General features: G+C 65.7%; 13 protein-coding genes. 5 read left to right on the forward strand and 8 right to left on the reverse strand.

Going from position 1 to position 17,747, the window contains the following annotated elements:
- Positions 1–40 precede the first annotated feature (40 nt).
- Positions 41–1,363 carry a sugar ABC transporter substrate-binding protein gene (locus HDG32_RS10765; protein WP_184066467.1) on the reverse strand — a complete coding sequence of 441 codons (1,323 nt, stop codon included), beginning with the start codon at positions 1,361–1,363 and terminating at the stop codon, positions 41–43.
- Between the two features lie 97 nt (positions 1,364–1,460).
- Complete coding sequence (locus HDG32_RS10770; RefSeq protein ID WP_184066470.1) at positions 1,461–2,240, reverse strand: L-iditol 2-dehydrogenase; 780 nt, start codon at positions 2,238–2,240, stop codon at positions 1,461–1,463.
- Between the two features lie 298 nt (positions 2,241–2,538).
- Between HDG32_RS10770 and HDG32_RS10775 the strand changes: the two genes are divergently transcribed.
- The 4 genes from HDG32_RS10775 to HDG32_RS10790 all read left to right on the forward strand — a co-directional run bounded on the left by HDG32_RS10775 (position 2,539) and on the right by HDG32_RS10790 (position 5,836).
- Positions 2,539–3,036, forward strand: a complete 498-nt coding sequence (locus tag HDG32_RS10775; protein WP_184066473.1) for a Fur family transcriptional regulator — start codon at positions 2,539–2,541, stop codon at positions 3,034–3,036.
- Between the two features lie 91 nt (positions 3,037–3,127).
- Entirely contained in the window at positions 3,128–4,114 is a 987-nt protein-coding gene (locus tag HDG32_RS10780; protein WP_184066477.1) for a metal ABC transporter solute-binding protein, read from the forward strand.
- Positions 4,111–5,061, forward strand: coding sequence for an ABC transporter ATP-binding protein (locus HDG32_RS10785; protein ID WP_184066480.1), 951 nt, complete (start codon positions 4,111–4,113; stop codon positions 5,059–5,061). Before HDG32_RS10780 ends, HDG32_RS10785 begins: the two co-directional genes overlap by 4 nt.
- On the forward strand, positions 5,054–5,836 hold the full coding sequence (locus HDG32_RS10790; RefSeq protein ID WP_090801692.1) for a metal ABC transporter permease: 783 nt from the start codon (positions 5,054–5,056) through the stop codon (positions 5,834–5,836). Before HDG32_RS10785 ends, HDG32_RS10790 begins: the two co-directional genes overlap by 8 nt.
- Before the next feature lie 70 nt (positions 5,837–5,906).
- Here the strand turns inward: HDG32_RS10790 and fghA are convergent, their stop codons facing one another.
- From fghA to HDG32_RS10805, 3 genes are all read right to left on the reverse strand, one after another.
- On the reverse strand, positions 5,907–6,770 hold the full coding sequence (fghA, locus tag HDG32_RS10795; RefSeq protein ID WP_184066483.1) for an S-formylglutathione hydrolase: 864 nt from the start codon (positions 6,768–6,770) through the stop codon (positions 5,907–5,909).
- A 15-nt stretch (positions 6,771–6,785) separates the two neighbouring features.
- Positions 6,786–7,892 carry an S-(hydroxymethyl)glutathione dehydrogenase/class III alcohol dehydrogenase gene (locus tag HDG32_RS10800; RefSeq protein ID WP_184023024.1) on the reverse strand — a complete coding sequence of 369 codons (1,107 nt, stop codon included), beginning with the start codon at positions 7,890–7,892 and terminating at the stop codon, positions 6,786–6,788.
- Positions 7,893–8,047: 155 nt separating this feature from the next.
- The gene (locus HDG32_RS10805) at positions 8,048–9,514 is read right to left on the reverse strand and encodes a xylulokinase (RefSeq protein WP_184066486.1); all 1,467 of its coding nucleotides are present in this window, start codon (positions 9,512–9,514) and stop codon (positions 8,048–8,050) included.
- Positions 9,515–9,980: 466 nt separating this feature from the next.
- Between HDG32_RS10805 and HDG32_RS10810 the strand changes: the two genes are divergently transcribed.
- Positions 9,981–11,390, forward strand: coding sequence for a nucleobase:cation symporter-2 family protein (locus HDG32_RS10810; protein ID WP_184023022.1), 1,410 nt, complete (start codon positions 9,981–9,983; stop codon positions 11,388–11,390).
- A gap of 115 nt (positions 11,391–11,505) precedes the next feature.
- On the opposite strand, the gene HDG32_RS10815 is transcribed toward HDG32_RS10810, so the two are convergent.
- The 3 genes from HDG32_RS10815 to HDG32_RS10825 are packed head-to-tail and all read right to left on the reverse strand — an operon-like array spanning position 11,506 to position 17,500.
- Positions 11,506–13,026 carry an efflux transporter outer membrane subunit gene (locus HDG32_RS10815; protein WP_184066489.1) on the reverse strand — a complete coding sequence of 507 codons (1,521 nt, stop codon included), beginning with the start codon at positions 13,024–13,026 and terminating at the stop codon, positions 11,506–11,508.
- Position 13,027: 1 nt separating this feature from the next.
- Positions 13,028–16,258: an efflux RND transporter permease subunit gene (locus HDG32_RS10820; protein ID WP_184066492.1), complete on the reverse strand. Its 3,231-nt coding sequence runs from the start codon at positions 16,256–16,258 to the stop codon at positions 13,028–13,030.
- 18 nt (positions 16,259–16,276) lie between these two features.
- Positions 16,277–17,500, reverse strand: coding sequence for an efflux RND transporter periplasmic adaptor subunit (locus HDG32_RS10825; protein WP_184066495.1), 1,224 nt, complete (start codon positions 17,498–17,500; stop codon positions 16,277–16,279).
- Positions 17,501–17,747: the final 247 nt, after the last annotated feature.

Here is a 17,747-nt window from a genome sequence, read left to right on the forward strand (position 1 = left end):
GCTGCATGAGCCGCATCGGTCGATGCGGCGGCCTGCCGGGTTACTTCTGATAACCCGCCTGCTTGACCGCGCGATTCGCGGCCGCGTTGCCGGCCTCGAGTGCCTGGTCGACCGTCATCTGACCGGCGATCGCGCCGGAGATGCTCTGCCCGACCACCGTGCCGAACGACTGGAATTCGGGAATTCCGACGAACTGCACACCCGTGTACGGGACCGGCTTCAAGGTCGGATGATCCGGGTCGGCGGTCTGGATCGCCTTTAGCACGAAGTCGCCGAACGGCGCGGCCTGCTTGTACTCGGGGCGCGCGTAGGTGGACTCGCGCGTGCCCGGCGGCACCGAGGCCCAGCCCTCATCCTTCGCGACCATTTCAATGTACTCCTTCGAGGTCGCCCACTCGATGAACTTCTTCGCCGCATCTTGCTGCTTCGACGACTTCGGAATCGCGAGCGCCCACGCCCACAGCCAATGCGAGCCCTTCGGCGTGACCTCGATCGGCGCGGCCGCGAAGCCGACCTTGTCGGCGATCTGCGACTGCTGCTTGTTGTACAGCATGCCGGCCGCCACCGTCGCGTCGATCCACATCGCGCACTTGCCCGACGACATCAGCGTCAGGTTTTCGTTGAAGCCGTTCGAGCTCGCTCCCGGAGGACCGTCCTTCCTCAGCAGATCGACGTAGAACGTTATCGCCTTCTTCCATTCCGGCGACGTCAGCTGCGCGTGCCACTTCTCGTCGAACCAGCGGCCGCCGAAGGTGTTCACGACCGTCGTGGCGTACGCCATATTCTCGCCCCAGCCCGCCTTGCCGCGCAGGCAGATGCCGTACTGCTCCCTGGACTTGTCGGTGAGCTTGTCGGCGAATTGGCCGATCTGGTCGTAGGTCGGCTGGTCGGGCATCTTCAGACCGGCCTTGTCGAACAGATCCTTGCGGTAATAGGTCATCGAGCTTTCGACGTAGAACGGCAGCGCGTACAGCTGGCCGTTAGCGGACAGACCGTCGCGGGCCGTCTTCACGACGTCGTTGAGGTCATAGCTCGCCGGCAGGTTGGTGATCGGCGCGAGCCAGCCGCGCTTGCCCCATTGCGGGGTTTCATACGCGCCGATCGTCATTACGTCGAACTGGCCGCTGCCGGTCGTGATGTCGGTCGTCGCGCGCTGACGCAGCACGTTTTCCTCGAGGATCACCCAGTTCAGCTTGATGTCCGGATTCGCTTTTTCGAACGCGGGCGACAGCTTCTTCAACTCGATCATGTCCGGATTGTTCAGCGTCGCGATCGTCACCGTCGCCGCCGATGCGCTCAGCGCGAAGCAGGTGGCAGCGCCGGCACCGGCCGCCTTCAGCGCGAATTTGAAAGCTGGTTTCATCGTTGTCTCCTTTCTCGTACGTTATGTGATGCTGCGTTCGTTTGACGGAATGACGCGCCGCTCGGAGCAGTCAACGTGCCCGCTCCCTGCTCTTTATTCAGCTCATCCAGTTACCGCCGTCGACGTTCAGCGTCTGCGCGGTGATGTAGTCGGCATCGGCCGACGCGAGGAACAGCGCGGCGCCGGTCAGGTCGTCGGGCACGCCCATGCGGCCGAGCGGCACGGCCTCGCCGACGAGGCGCTTCTTCTCGCCGAGCGGCCGGTTCTCGTAGCGCGCGAACAGCGCGTCGACCTCGTTCCACATCGGCGTGTCGACGACGCCCGGCGCGATGCCGTTCACATTGATCTTATGCGGCGCGAGCGCGAGCGCCGCGGACTGCGTATAGCTCAACACCGCCGCCTTGGTCGCGCAGTAGTGCGACACGAGCGCCTCGCCGCGCCGCCCGGCCTGCGACGACATGTTGATGATCTTGCCGCCGCGGCCCTGCTCGACCATCTGCCGCGCGACCGCCTGCATCAGGAAGAACATGCCCTTCACGTTGACCGCGAACAGGCGGTCGAACACGTCCCAGGATTCGTCGAGGAGCGGGCGCATGTCGAACAGCGCCGCATTATTGAACAGGATGTCGATCTGGCCGAAGCAGCCGAGCGTGCTCGTGACGATGCGCTCGATGTCCTCGCGGCGCCGGACGTCGGCGCTGACGCTCAACACGCGCTCGCCGTAGATGCCGCGCAGCGCGCCGCCGAGGCTGTCGGTCGGCTTCACGTCGACCAGCACGCAGCGCGCGCCCTCGTCGAGATAGCGCCGGGCTACCGCTTCACCGATACCGCTGGCCGCGCCCGTCAGAATGGCGACTTTGTCCTGCAATCGTGCCACTGCCTGTCTCCGCTTCGTTTTTACATTTTGGCGCGCGGTGAGCGAACGCGCATCACGCGAACAATTGCTCGGCTAGTGATCGAATGATCGGATACGGACCGGATCATGTCAAGGCACGCGGACGAATTTCGATGGTGCAGCGCGGCAGGAGCGAGCCCATTGCGCCACGGGTCGCCACGACGCGTTCGCTGCGTGCCGCCGTGCGAAGATTCGCGCCGCTGACAAAAAATCGCGCTACGTTATATCATTTCGACCTTGCAGCCCGCTCGGGGGCCGCCATGTCAGGAGATTCACGCCGATGACTACCTCGCTCGCCGAACAGCACGCCATGCGGCTCGCGCATGCGGACGCGCACGCTGCGGCGCAGGAGCTCGCGCTGACGCCGCTGCGCCGCCAGGTGTACGCGGCGATCGTCGCGAGCGAGCGGCCGGTCGGCGCGTACGAGTTGCTCGACGCGCTCGCCCCCCAGCGCGGTCGCATGCCGCCGACCACCGTCTATCGCGCGCTCGACTTCCTCGTCGCGCACGGCTTCGTGCACCGGATCGAATCGAAGAACGCGTTCGTCGCCTGCTGCGAAATCGGCGTGCCGCATCGCAGCCAGTTCCTGATGTGCGACGGTTGCGGCGCGACTGTCGAGATTCCCGGCGACGAGCTCGCCGACCGCCTGTCGCACAGCGCACCCGCGCATGGCTTCGAGGTGCATCGTCAGGTGATCGAGCTCAGTGGACTGTGCGGGCCATGTGCGCGAGCGGCGAAGCCTGGCGGCGCCGGCGGCGCAGCAGGCACTTCGTCGTGATCAGGCGCGCGGCGCCGGGCTAAGCGCCACCCCGTATTTGGCCCTGCCACCGCGAGTGGCTGATTCAACTCTCACCCAGCAGGAAACAACGATGAAAACAATCGGCTTGATGTTGTCCAGAGCGCACCGCGCGCTGAAGCGTTCGACGTCTGTGCGCACCCTGTACACCTGTCTGCTCGCGATCGCAGCGCTCGGCTTCGGCCACAACGCGTTCGCCGCCGACACGAAAATTCCGGTCGTCGCCGCGGAGAACTTTTATGGCGACGTGGTCCGGCAACTCGGCGGCGATCGCGTCGACGTGACCAGCATCCTCAGCAACCCGGACCAGGACCCGCATCTGTTCGAAGCGAGCCCGGCCACCGCGCGCGCGTTGCAGCACGCGAGCCTCGTCGTCTACAACGGCGCCGACTACGATCCGTGGATGGCGAAGCTGCTGGCCGCGTCGAAAGGCGCGCATCGCACGGTGATCATTGCGGCCGACCTCGTCGGCAAAAAAGGCGGCGACAATCCGCACCTGTGGTACGACCCGGCGACGATGCCGAAAGTCGCGCGCGCGGTCTGCGACGCACTCAGCGCTGCTGACCCGGCGCACAAGCCGGCGTACGATGCGAACCTCGCGAAGTTTCTCGATTCGCTGAAGCCGATCGACGCGAAGGTCGCCGAGCTGCACGGCCGCTATGCGGGCTTGCCGGTCACGGCGACGGAGCCGGTGTTCGGCTATATGTCTGACGCGATTGGCCTCGCCATGCGCAACCAGCGCTTCCAGCTCGCCACGATGAACGACACCGAAGCGAGCGCGGCCGATATCGCCGCGTTCGAACGCGATCTGCGCGAGCGGCGCGTGCGCGTGCTGATCTATAACAGCCAGGCCACCGAGGCGCTGACCAAACGCATGCTGAAGCTCGCGCAACAATCGAAGGTACCGACGATGAGCGTCACCGAAACCCTGCCGCCCGGCAAGACCTATCAGACGTGGATGCTGACGCAGCTCGATGCGTTGCAGAAAGCGCTCGCGGCGGGTGACACGAACGGTGCGATTGGCGCGACCAGCGCGAACGCGCAAGGAAAGGCTCCATGATTCCGACTGGCCATCAAACGCCAGCAGGTGCGCAATCAGGCGCACCCACCGCGCGCGGCGACCGGCCCGTGCTCGAACTCGACAACGCGACGCTCGATCTGGGCGGCCGCACGATCCTGCGCGATACCAGCTTCGTCGTGAACCAGGGCGAGTTCATCGGCGTGCTCGGGCCCAACGGCGCGGGCAAGACGACGCTGATGCGCGCGGTGCTCGGCCTTGTGCCGGCCGTGGGCGGCGCGATCCGCGTGCTCGGGCAGACGGTCGAGCGCGGCAACGCGTCGATCGGCTATATGCCGCAGACGCGCAGCGCGCTCGCCGGCCGTCGCGTGCGCGGCCGCGATCTGGTCGCGATGGCAGCCGATGGTCATCGCTGGGGCTTGCCGCATGCGGATGCAAAAACGCGCGCGGACGTCGATCGGGTGCTCGAGCTCGTCGGCGGGACGAATCTGTCGAAGCGGCCACTGTCGGAGTTGTCGGGCGGCGAACGGCAGCGGCTCCTGCTCGCGCAATGCCTGCTCGGCAATCCGAAACTGCTGCTGCTCGATGAACCGTTGATCAGTCTCGATCCGCATCACCAGAAGAGCGTCGTCGAACTGGTGCGGCGCGTGCAGCAGGAGCTCGGCATCGCGGTGCTGTTCTCCGCGCACGAACTCAATCCGCTGCTGAACTCGATCGATCGCGTGCTGTATCTCGGCAGCGGCGTCGCGGCGCTCGGCACCGTCGACGAAGTGATCACGCGGCCGGTGCTGTCGCGTCTGTACGGCTCGCCGATCGACGTGATGCGCGTGAACGGCCGCATCTTCGTGATGTCGGGCGGCGTCGAAGTCGAGAAGCACGATCACGAGCACGAACACGACGAGGACGGCGGACATACGCATTCGCACGGCCACTCACACAGTCGCCCAAACCCGCACGACTTCCGCGACGGACACACGCACGATGTTTGAATACGATTTCATGGTGAACGCATTCGCGGCCTCGGGGATCGTCGCGGTGCTGGCCGGCGTGGTCGGCTATTTTCTGGTGATGCGCGGACAGACGTTCGCGGGCCACGCGCTGTCGCACGTCGGCTTCACCGGCGCGACCGGCGCGGTGCTGATCGGCATCTCGCCTATCTGGGGGATGATCGGCTTCACGCTCGCGGCCGGTGTGGGCATGGGCGCGCTCGGCGAACGGCTCGCCGGCCGCGACGTCGCGATCGGCGTAATCCTTTCCTTGTCGCTCGGCTTTGGGCTGCTGTTTCTGCATTTCTTCACCGCCTACGCGACGCAGGTGACGGCGCTGCTGTTTGGCAACGTGCTCGGCGTCAATGCAGCGACGCTCGGTGTGCTCGCGGCGTTGGGCGTCGTCAGTCTGGCCGCGCTCGCGGCCATCATGCGGCCGCTGCTGTTCGCGTCGCTGCAACCGGAGCTGGCCGAAGCGAAGGGCGTGTCGCTGCGCCGCGTGTCGGTGCTGTTTCTCGCGATCGCCGCGCTGGCCGTCGCCGCTTGCACGCAAATCGTCGGCGTGCTGCTCGTGTTCACGCTGATGGTGGGGCCGGCCGCCGCCGCGCAGAACCTGAGCACGCGGCTGTCGACGGGTCTCGTGCTCGCGGCCGTATTCGCGCTCGCGCAGGCGTGGCTCGGGCTGACGCTCGCGTTCTATACCGATTGCCCGACGAGCTTCTGGATCACCGCGCTGTCGGCGGTGGTGTATGGCGGGAGTCTGTTGAAGCGGCATTGAGCGGCGCTTACGCCGATCAAATGAAAAAACGGCGGCACATGAAGTGCCGCCGTTTTTTTTTGCCCGCGTTTTACGACGTTGTTGAGCCGAGCAACACCTTCGCGTGATGCGCGAGATGATCCTCGACGAACGTCGAGATGAAGTAGTAGCCGTGGTCGTAACCCGCATGCCGGCGCAACGTCAGCGGCTGACCCGCGGCCTTGCACGCCGCTTCGAACACGTCGGGATTGAGCTGCGTGGGCAGGAACTGATCCGCGAGCCCCTGATCGACGAGAATCCCTTCCGCGAACTTGTGCGTCGCGTGCGAAACCAGCTCGCTCGCGTCGTACTGCTTCCACGCTTCACGGTTCTCGCCGAGATAACCGCTAAACGCCTTCTCGCCCCAGGGACAACGCATCGGCGCCGCGATCGGCGCGAACGCCGACACCGACCGATAAATGTCCGGATTGCGCAGCGCGAGCATCAGCGCGCCGTGGCCGCCCATCGAATGACCGAAGATGCCGAGACGCGCGCCATCGATCGGCAGGTTCGCAAGCGCCGTTTCGCGCAGCTCGTCGCGCACGTACGAGTACATGCGGTAGTTCCGCGCCCACGGCTGCTCGGTCGCGTCGACATAAAAGCCCGCGCCGACGCCGAAGTCCCACGCATCGCTCTCGCCTGGCACGCCCGCGCCGCGAGGGCTCGTATCCGGCGCGATCAGCGCGATGCCGGGCCGGGCCGCGAAGCGCTGCCCGCCGGCCTTGATCGCGAACGTCTCTTCGGTGCAGGTCAGCCCCGCGAGGTAGAACAGCGCGGGCACCTTCGCATTGCCCCGCAACGCCTGCGGCGGCAGATAGACCGAGAAGCGCATCGGCAGACCGATGGTGCGCGACTCGTGCCGGTAAAAGCGCTGCTCGCCGCCGTGGCAGCCGTGCGACGATAGTAGTTCGAGCATCGCGACGCTCCTCGCTTAGTAGAGCACGACCGAGCGGATCGACTCGCCCTTCTTCATCAGCTCGAAGCCCTCGTTGATGCGCTCGAGCGGCAGACGGTGCGTAATCAGATCGTCGATATTGATCTTGCCTTCCATGTACCAGTCGACGATCTTCGGCACGTCGGTGCGGCCTCGCGCGCCGCCGAATGCCGAGCCCTTCCACTCGCGGCCCGTCACCAGCTGGAACGGCCGCGTGCTGATCTCCTCGCCCGCCGCCGCGACGCCGATGATGAACGACTGCCCCCAACCCTTGTGCGTGCATTCGAGCGCCTGGCGCATCACCTTCACGTTGCCGATGCATTCGAACGAGTAGTCGGCGCCGCCGTCGGTCAGCTGCACGATGTGATCGACGACGTTCTCGACTTCGTTCGGGTTGATGAAGTGCGTCATGCCGAACTTCTTCGCGAGTTCGACGCGGCCCGGGTTGAGATCGACACCGATGATCTTGTCCGCGCCGACCATCTTCGCGCCTTGAATCACGTTCAGCCCGATACCGCCGAGCCCGAACACCACCACGTTCGCACCCGCCTCGACCTTCGCCGAATACACGACCGCGCCGACGCCGGTCGTCACGCCGCAGCCGATGTAGCAGATCTTGTCGAACGGCGCGTCTTCACGCACCTTCGCGACCGCGATCTCCGGCACGACGATGTAGTTCGAGAACGTCGACGTCCCCATGTAGTGGAACAGGGGCTTGCCATCGAGCGAGAAGCGCGAGGTCGCGTCGGGCATCAGGCCTTTGCCCTGCGTCGCGCGGATCGCCTGGCAGAGATTCGTTTTGCGCGACAGGCAGAACTTGCACTGACGGCATTCGGGCGTGTAGAGCGGAATCACGTGATCGCCCTTCTTCAGCGTGCCGACGCCCGGCCCGACATCGACGATCACGCCCGCGCCTTCGTGGCCGAGAATCGCCGGGAAGATGCCTTCGGGATCGGCGCCCGACAGCGTGTAGTAGTCGGTGTGGCAGATGCCCGTCGCCTTCACTTCGATCAGGACTTCACCGGCGCGCGGACCTTCGAGATCGACTTCCTCGATCGTCAACGGGGCGCCGGCTTTCCATGCGATTGCTGCTTTGGTCTTCATCGTCAATGCTCCTGTGAGTCCGTGAGTGCGTGAACGCGAAATGGCATCGCGTGCCGGCGACTACGTGGCGCGCGAAAAGCGTCATGGTATTGCATAGTGCGTGAAGGCTGCGTCGCCGATGGCTGCGCTCGGCACCGTGTTCAACGCCCTCGCTGTCACTGCGCTTCGCACGGCGCGCTACCACCGAACCACGGCTCGACCCGGACATACAGATCGACGAAGCGCGCATAGCGTTCAGCAAGCGCCGCATCGCCTCGTGGACCCGCGACGCGCGTCGCGCCCGGCGCGAGCGCGGCGAGATCGCGCGTCTGCCAGTGGCCGCACGCGAGACCGCCGAGGATCGCCGCGCCGCGCGGCGCCGCGTTCGGGCAATCGACCGCATGCAGGTCGACGTCGAGCGCATCGGCGAGCAGTTGTCGCCAGCGCGCATCGACGGAGCCGCCGCCCGCGAGCTTGAGCGCCGTCACCGGCGCGCCGCTCGCGCGAATCGCGTCGAGCCCCGCGCGCAACGAGAACGCGACGCCCTCGAACGCGGCACGCATCATCGCGCCGCGCGTATGCTCGAGCGACAAACCGAGCCAGCCGCCGCGCGCCTGCGGGTTCAGCCACGGCGTGCGCTCGCCCGTCAGGTACGGCAGGAAGCTCAGCGTCGACGCCACTTCAGCGGCGGCATGAGCGCTTGCATCAGCCGCATCGTCAAATGCCTCTCGGTAAGCCTCCGCCCACCCGAACGACAGCCACCCGCGCACCCGCTCCAGCGCGATGCCGACGTTCTGCATCGCCGCCATCCGATACCAGTGATCGCTCGCCGCGCGATAGCGATGCAAGCCCTTCAGCGGCGCAGGCTCGTCGTCCGCGAGCACGACGATCTGTCCGCCGGTGCCGGTCGTCAGCAGCGCGTCGCCGTCACGCACGAGTCCGCTGCCGAGCGCCGCGCACGGCGTATCCGCGGCGCCGGTTGCGAGCACGATACCGGCCCGTAAGCCAAGTGCCTGCGCGGCCTGCGGCGACAGCGCGCCCGCCGCCGCATACGACGGCGCCACAGGCGCGAACCACTCGGGCGGAATCTCGAGGCGTTGCAGCAGCGCCGTGTCCCACGCGCCGGCGGGATCGGCGAGCGCGGTCGCGCACGCGTCGGACGCATCGGTCACGCACGCGCCGCCGAGCGCGACGCGCAGCCAGTCCTTCGGCTGCAGCGCCCAACGCGTGCGGCGCGCAGCTTCCGGCTCTTGCAGCACGAGCCAGCGCAGCAGCGGTCCGGCCATGCCGGGCGCGACCGGATTCGGTTGCGGCTCGGGCCACGCGTCGAGCATGGCGAGCGCGCGCGAGTCCGGCCACAGCATGGCGCGCCGCACCGCTGCGCCGTTTGCATCGAGCAGCACGACGCCGTGCATCTGGCCAGAGAAGCCAATCGCGCGCACGCCGTCACGCAGCTCGCGCGGCAGGCCCGCCATCGCATGGACGAGCGCGCTCCACCAGGTCTCGACGTCGATTTCGGCCCAACCCGCGTGCGGCGTAACGAGCGCATAAGCGACGCTCGATACCGCCTGCTCGCGTCCATGTTCGTCGACGATTGCCGCTTTCAGGGAGCCGGTGCCGAGGTCGATGCCGAGAAAACTCATGAGCGCAGGGACGTTGAAACGAGGTGAAGAAGGAGCCAGCGAGACTGGCGACGAAGTGGGAAAGCGAAGCTCAAGGGCGAAGCTGCACAGACGCCGCGAACGTTGAACAAACGGCTCGGAAAACACGCGAAAAAAAACCATTCGCGGGTTAACCCCGCCGTGCTGCGAGCGTCATCAAAACAGGACTATGCGTGAAACGTGATACACGTCATTGATTCTCACACATATCCCCTCGCGCGACGAACCCGCGCCGCGCACGCCATGCACCGCCCGCGGCCCCCACTGCATAGGGTTCTCTGGCGTCCGACGGCCGATCCGTCCCACGCGTGGCTTTAATTTGCCTTTCAAAACAGGTCTCTGCATATCGTCGCCGGGAATGCCGGAATAGCCACGTATGGTCTTGTTGCGACTTTTCGTCCCCGATACCTTGGAGTCATCCCAAAACGAGATGGTGGAGACAGACGATATGCAAGCGAACACGGTTCACCCGTGCGACGAGCGCCTACCGGCGGGCCAGTTGCTCACTCTCGGCATCCAGCACGTGCTGGTCATGTACGCTGGCGCGGTCGCGGTGCCGCTGATCATCGGCGCGGCGCTGAAGCTGCCGAAAGACCAGGTCGCCTTCCTGATCAGCGCCGATCTGTTTTCCTGCGGCATCGCCACGCTGATCCAGACGCTCGGACTGTGGATCTTCGGCATCCGCCTGCCCGTCATCATGGGCTGCACGTTCGCGGCCGTCGGCCCGATGGTCGCGATCGGCACCAATCCTTCGCTCGGCATCCTCGACATCTTCGGCTCGACGATCGCGGCCGGCGTGATCGGCATTCTGCTCGCGCCCGCGGTCGGCAAGCTGTTGCGCTTCTTCCCGCCGGTCGTGATCGGCGTCGTGATTTCGGTGATCGGCCTGTCGCTGATGGAGGTCGGCATCAACTGGGCGGCCGGCGGTGTCGGCAATCCCGACTACGGCAATCCGGTATATCTCGGCCTGGCGCTGCTCGTGCTGACGCTGATCCTGCTGATCAACAGGTTTGCCAGGGGGTTCGTCGCCAATATCTCGGTGCTGCTCGGCATCGTCGCGGGCTTTGCGATCGCGCTGATGCTCGGCCGCGTCAACCTGGACGGCGTCATGCACGCGCCGTGGGTCGGCTTCGTGATGCCGTTCCACTTCGGTCTGCCGCACTTCGATCCGCTGTCGATCGCGACGATGGTCACCGTGATGTTCGTCACGTTCATCGAATCGACCGGCATGTTTCTCGCGGTCGGCGACATGGTCGATCGTCCGGTCGATCAGAAAACGCTGGTGCGTGGCTTGCGCGTCGACGGTCTCGGCACGCTGATCGGCGGCATCTTCAACTCGTTCCCGCATACGTCGTTCTCGCAGAACGTCGGGTTGATCGGCGTGACCGGCGTGAAGAGCCGCTTCGTCTGCGCGATGGGCGGCGTGATCCTCGTGCTGCTCGGCCTCTTCCCGAAGATGGCGCAGGTGGTCGCGTCGGTGCCGGCGTTCGTGCTCGGCGGCGCGGGCATCGTGATGTTCGGCATGGTCGCGGCGAACGGCATCAAGGTGCTGTCGCGCGTCGACTTCGTGAGGAATCAGCACAACCTCTTCATCGTCGCGGTCAGCATCGGGCTCGGCCTCGTGCCGGTCGTCTCGCCGCACTTCTTCTCGCAACTGCCGCCAGCGTTGTCGCCGCTGCTACACAGCGGGATTCTGCTCGCGTCGGTGTCGGCGGTCGCGCTGAACCTGATCTTCAACGGCGTGAAGGGCGAGAAGATGGCGAAGAGCGAGCTTCGCCGCGCCGGGCACGATCTCGACGCCAGCGCGGGCGGCGCACCGCAGAGCAACGAGATGCTGCGGGCGGCGGATCTGCATTGAGCTTTTGATGCAGCGATGATGCGGCGAGCGGCACCGAACGCCGCGAAGCAACAAAAACGCCACGGCATGCCGTGGCGTTTTTGCTTTACTTCAGCGGTTCGTCGAGCCGCAGCGCTTACCCTGCCGTCGCCGCCGAAGCCGCGACCGGTGCGCTCGCCGCACCGTAGTCGACCGGCGCGTCGGCCGGACGCGGCTGCTCGCCGTTGTGCTCGATCCAGCCGCCGCCGAGCGCCTGGTACAGCGTGACCAGGTTCTGCAGACGTTCCATGCGCGCGGTGACCAGCGCCTGCTGAGCCTCGTACAACGAGGTCTGCGCGGTCAGCACCGAAAGATAGCTGTCGACACCGCTCGTATAACGGAGGGTCGACAGATCCAGCCGGCGCTGCTCGGCCGCGACATCCCGCTCGAGCGCCGCGATCTGCTCGTCGTACGTGCCGCGCGCGGCCAGTCCGTCCGCCACTTCGCGGAAGGCCGTCTGGATCGCCTTCTCATACGTGGCGATCTGCACGTTCTTCTCGATGTTGGCGAGATCGAGGTTGGCCATGTTCTGACCGCCCTCGAAGATCGGCAGCGTGATCGACGGCGCGAAGCTCCACGCCGCCGAACCCGGCTTGAACAGCCCGCCGAGCGTCGGGCTCAGCGTGCCGGCGCTGCCGGTCAGCGTGACCTTCGGGAAGAACGCGGCGCGCGCCGCGCCGATGTTCGCGTTGGCCGCGAGCAGATTTTCCTCGGCCTCCATGATGTCGGGACGGCGCGTCAGCAGATCGGACGGCAGGCCCGCCGGAATATCCGTGAGCAGGCTCTGGTCGCTCAGCGGCAGGCCTGGCGCAAGATCAGCCGGCAACGGCTCGCCGATCAGCAGCACCAGCGCGTTGTCAGCCTGAGCCCGCAAACGCATCTGCGCCTGCAGGTCCGCGCTCGCGGTTTCGACAACCGTTTGCGACTGGCGCAGATCGAGTTCCGAACCGGTGCCGTTGTCGAACTGCAGCTTGGTGATCCGAAACGACTCCTGTGCCGTCTTCAGCGTGTTCTGCGTGACCGTCAGCAAATCGTCCAATTCGAGCACCGTCATGTACTGGTTCGCCACCTGCGACACCAGCGCGATTTCCGCGGACTTGCGCGCCTGCGCGGTGCCGAGGTACGTGGCCAACGCCTGATCCTTCAGGCTCTGCACGCGCCCGAAGAAGTCGATTTCCCACGACGCGTTCAAGCCCACCGAATATGTGTTGGTAATCGTCGGGCCGTTGGGCGACGCCAGCAGATCGCGCGGCGTGCGCTGCCGGCTTTGCGAAGCCGCGGCGTCGAGCGTCGGGAACAGGCCCGCGCGCACGATACGGTATTGCGCCGCCGACGCCTGCATGTTCAGCACCGACACACGCAGATCACGGTTGTTCTTCAGCGCGATTTCGATCAGCTGCTGCAGACGCGGATCGACGAAGAAGTCGCGCCAGCCGATGTCGGCGGCAGCCAGGCCGTTCGCGCCGCGCGCGCCCTGCGCGCCCGGCTGCTGGTCGTACACGCCGCCCGTCGGGAAAGTCGCCGTCACGGGCGCGGCGGGCCGCTGGTAGTGCGGCGCCAGCGTGCAACCCGTGGCGAGCAGCGCGACCGCCACTGCAATCAAAGAGTGTTTTTGCATCTCAATGCCCATCCTTGCCCGAGCCATTGCCATCCGACCCGTCGGTCGTGCCACCCGCCGCGCCGCCTGGCGGATCGTGCGGATGGTGCTGTTCATAGTGGCGCAGCGCCTCATCCGGGTCTTCCTTCTCACCGCCGAACTTCGCGCGAATCACGACGAAGAACATCGGGATCATGAAGATCGCGAGGAAGGTCGCCGTCAACATGCCGCCGATCACACCGGTACCGATCGCGTGCTGGCTGGCCGACCCCGCGCCGTTACTGATCGCGAGCGGCAGCACGCCGAGAATGAACGCGAGCGAGGTCATCAGGATTGGACGCAACCGCAGACGCGCCGCTTCGAGCGCGGCTTCGATCGGTCCCATGCCTCCACTCTGCTGCAGTTCTCGCGCGAATTCCACGATCAGAATCGCGTTCTTCGCCGACAGACCCACGGTGGTCAGCAGACCCACCTGGAAGAACACGTCGTTCTCGAGCCCGCGCAGCGTCGCGGCCAGCAGTGCGCCGATCACACCGAGCGGCACCACCATGATCACCGAGAACGGGATCGACCAGCTTTCATACAGCGCCGCGAGACACAGGAACACGACGAGAATCGAGATGCCGTACAGGATTGGCGCCTGCGAACCCGACTGACGCTCTTGCAGCGACAGACCCGTCCACTCGTAGCCGACTCCCGCCGGCAGCTTGGTGACGATCCGTTCCATCGCCGCCATCGCCTGACCGGTCGACTTGCCCGGCGCGGCCGCACCCTGGATTTCCACCGACGAAATACCGTTGTAGCGCTCGAGCTTCGGCGAACCGAAGGTCCACTCGGTGCTCGCGAAGGCCGAGAACGGCACCATCGCGCCCGCGCCGTTGCGCACGAACCAGGCATTCACGTCTTCCGGTTTCATCCGGAACGGCGCGTCGCCCTGCAGGTAGACCTTCTTGATCCGGCCGTCAGTGTCGAGGAAGTTGTTCACATACGCCGAGGCCCATGCGATCGAGAACGTCTGGTCGATCGAGGCGAGCGAAACACCCTGCGCGGAAGCCTTCTCGTGGTCGATGCTCACCTTGAACTGCGGCGTATCGTTCAGGCCGTTCGGACGTACCTGCGCGAGCGTCGGGTCTTTCGCCGCCAGACCGAGCAGCATGTTGCGCGCTTCCATCAGCTTCGCGTGACCGATACCCGCGCGGTCCTGCAACTGGAAGTCGAAGCCCGCCGCGGTGCCGAGTTCAGGAATCGACGGCGGATTGACCGGGAACACCGTCGCGTTCTTGTAGGTGCTGAAGTGCATGTAGAGACGGCCCACCAGCGCTTGCACCTTCTGGTCCGCGTGCTGGCGCTGCGCGTAGTCCTTCATCCGCACGAACACGAGACCCGCGTTCTGGCCACGACCCGCGAAGCTGAAGCCGTTCACCGTGAAGGTCGATTCGACGATCGCCTTTTCTTCGTTCAGCAGGTAGTCCGACACGTCCTTCAGCGCGCGCGCGGTAGTTTCCTGCGTGGAACCCGACGGCGTTTGCACCAGCACGAACATCGTGCCCTGGTCTTCGTCAGGCAGGAACGACTTCGGCAGACGCACGAACAGCAGCCCCACCGCGAAGATCACCACCATGTAGATGATGAGCCAGCGGCCCGAGCGCTTGATCACGTGGTGCACGCCCGAGTGGTACTTGTCGCGGCTCGTGTTGAAGGTACGGTTGAACCAGCCGAAGAAGCCGGTCGCTTTTTCGTGATGACCCTTCGGAATCGGCTTCAGGATCGTCGCGCACAGCGCCGGCGTCAGAATCAACGCGACGAGCACGGACAGCACCATCGCCGCGACGATCGTCAGCGAGAACTGCCGGTAGATCGCGCCGACCGAGCCGCCCGAGAACGCCACCGGCACGAACACCGCCGACAGCACGAGGGCCACGCCGACGAGCGCCCCGGTGATCTGGTCCATCGCCTTGCGGGTTGCATCGCGAGGCGATAAGCCCTCCTCCTGCATCACCCGCTCGACGTTTTCCACCACCACGATCGCGTCGTCCACCAGCAGGCCGATCGCGAGCACGAGACCGAACATCGACAGCGTGTTGATCGAGAAACCGACCACGTTCATGATCGCGAACGTACCGAGCAGCACCACCGGCACCGCGATCGTCGGGATCAGCGTAGCGCGCAGGTTCTGCAGGAACAGGTACATGACGAGGAACACCAGCACGATACCTTCGAGCAGCGTCTTGACCACTTCCTCGATCGACAGGCGCACGAACGGCGTCGTGTCGTACGGGTACTGCACCACCAGGCCGTGCGGGAAGTACTTCGACAGTTCGGCGATCTTCGTGCGCACCGCCTTCGCGGTGGCGAGCGCGTTCGCGCCCGTGGCGAGCTGGATACCGAAGCCCGCCGTCGGCTGACCGTTGTACTTGGTGTCGAAGTTATAGTTTTCGCCGCCGAGCTCGACGCGCGACACGTCGCGCAGACGCACCTGCGAGCCGTCCTGATTCACCTTCAGCAGGATGTCGCCGAACTGCTCGGGGGTATTGAGCAGCGTGGCCTGCGTGATCGTGGCCTGCAGCACCTGGCCCGGCACCGACGGCGTGCCGCCGAGCGAGCCGCCCGCGACCTGCACGTTCTGCGCCTGCAGCGCGGTTTCGACATCGAGCGGCGTCAGACTGAAGTTATTCAGCTTGTTCGCGTCGAGCCAGATGCGCATCGCGTACTGCGTGCCGAACAGCGTCACCGTGCCCACGCCGTCGATACGGCTGACCGGATCCTGAATGTTCGACGCGACGTAGTTCGCGAGGTCGTACTTGTTCATGCTGCCGTCGGTCGACACGAACGCCATCACCAGCAGGAAGCTGCTGCTCGACTTCGTGACCTTGGTGCCGAGCTGCTGCACCGCTTGCGGCAGCAGCGGCGTGGCGAGCTGCAGCTTGTTTTGCACCTGCACCTGCGCGATGTCAGGGTTGGTGCCGGCCGCGAACGTCAGCGTGATGGTGGCCGTGCCCGTGTCGTCCGAGGTCGACGCGAGGTACAGCAGGTGGTCCAGACCACTCATCTGCTGCTCGATCACCTGCGTAACGGTGTTTTCCACCGTCTTCGCCGAAGCACCCGGATAGGTTGCGCTGATCTGGATGGACGGCGGCGCGATGGTCGGGTATTGCGCGATCGGCAGCGTGAACACCGACGCGATACCCGCGAGCATCAGGATGATGGCGATCACCCATGCAAAAATCGGGCGATCAATAAAGAACTTTGCCATGAGGCGGGCTCCCTGTTATTACGCGCCCGAAGCGGCGGAGGCAGGCTGAGCCGCGGGTTGACCTGTCTGGGCGCCGTTTGCGGCGGCGTCGGAAGCCGGGTTGCCGGGCAGCTGCGCCGGCACGGGCTTGACCATCTGGCCGGGATGCGCCTTGTCGGTGCCCTGGACGATCACGCGGTCACCCGCCTTCAGGCCGTCCGAGACCACCCAGTACGAGCCGAAGGTGCCTGAGGTGACGAGCTGACGCAGCTCGACCTTGTTGTCGTTGCCGACGACGAGCGCGGTGGGCTGACCCTTCTGGTCGTGCGTGACGCCGACTTGCGGCACGATCAGCGCGTTCTGGTTGACGCCCTCGTCGATCTTCGCGCGCACGAACATGCCCGGCAGCAGCACGTGGTTCGGGTTCTTGAAGATCGCGCGCACCGTGACCGAGCCGGTGCCCTGGTCGACGGTCACGTCGGTGAACTGCAGCTTGCCCTTCTCGGAGTAGACGCGGCCGTCTTCCAGCACCAGCGTGACCTGCGCGGCGCCCGGGCCGGTCGTCTTGAGACGCCCTTCCTGGACCTCGCGACGCAGCTTCAGACCCTCGAGGCTCGATTGCGTGAGGTCGGCGTAGACCGGATCGAGTTGCTGGACCGTGGCCATCAGCGTGGCCGCGCTCTGCTGCACGAAGGCGCCCGGCGTGACCTGCGACACGCCGATCCGGCCGGTCACGGGCGAGGTCACGTCGGTATAGCCGAGGTTGATCTGCGCGGTATCGACCGCGGCCTTGCCCGCGGCGACGTCGGCGGCGGCCTGGCCTTCGGCGGCGACCGCGTTGTCGTAGTCCTGCTTGCTGACCGCGTTCGCCGCGACCAGCACCTTGTAGCGATTGGCCTGCGCGGTGGTCGTCACCAGGTTCGCCTGCGCCTTCGCGAGCGATGCCTTCGCGTTGTTCAACGACGCGATGTACGGCGCCGGATCGATCTTGTACAGACGCTGGCCGGCCTTGACCTCACTACCCTCGGTGAACTCGCGGCGCAGCACGATGCCGTCGACCCGCGCGCGCACCTGCGCGACGAGGAAGGCACTGGTACGGCCGGGCAGTTCGGTGACGACGGGCACGGTCGTCGGCTGGAGGGTGACGACGCCGACTTCGGGCGTCTGTGGCGGCGGGGCAGATTGTTTTGGTCCGCACGCCGCCAGCAAGATGGCAGCCGTCGCGGCACTGATTAAGCGGAATGGAACCCGTTCGACGCGCATGGAGCGACCTCTGTCAAAGACTGAGTAATGAAAAAGTGCGCGCATCCCTACCCCGGGGACGACAGCGCACACAAGCGTCTCGCGACGCTCGACCGGAAGCCCATGGATGCAAACCCGCGCCTGCAGGGCACCCTGCTACGAATGCGCCATACCGGGGAATGCCGCGCAGCACCGCCGTTTGGCGGCCGCGAAAGCGCTTTCGAAAGGCAACAGTGACGGATATTAACCGCTCGTCACGGCTTGGGCT

This window comes from Paraburkholderia sp. CI2 (assembly GCF_014201055.1).
Lineage (GTDB): Bacteria > Pseudomonadota > Gammaproteobacteria > Burkholderiales > Burkholderiaceae > Paraburkholderia > Paraburkholderia tuberum.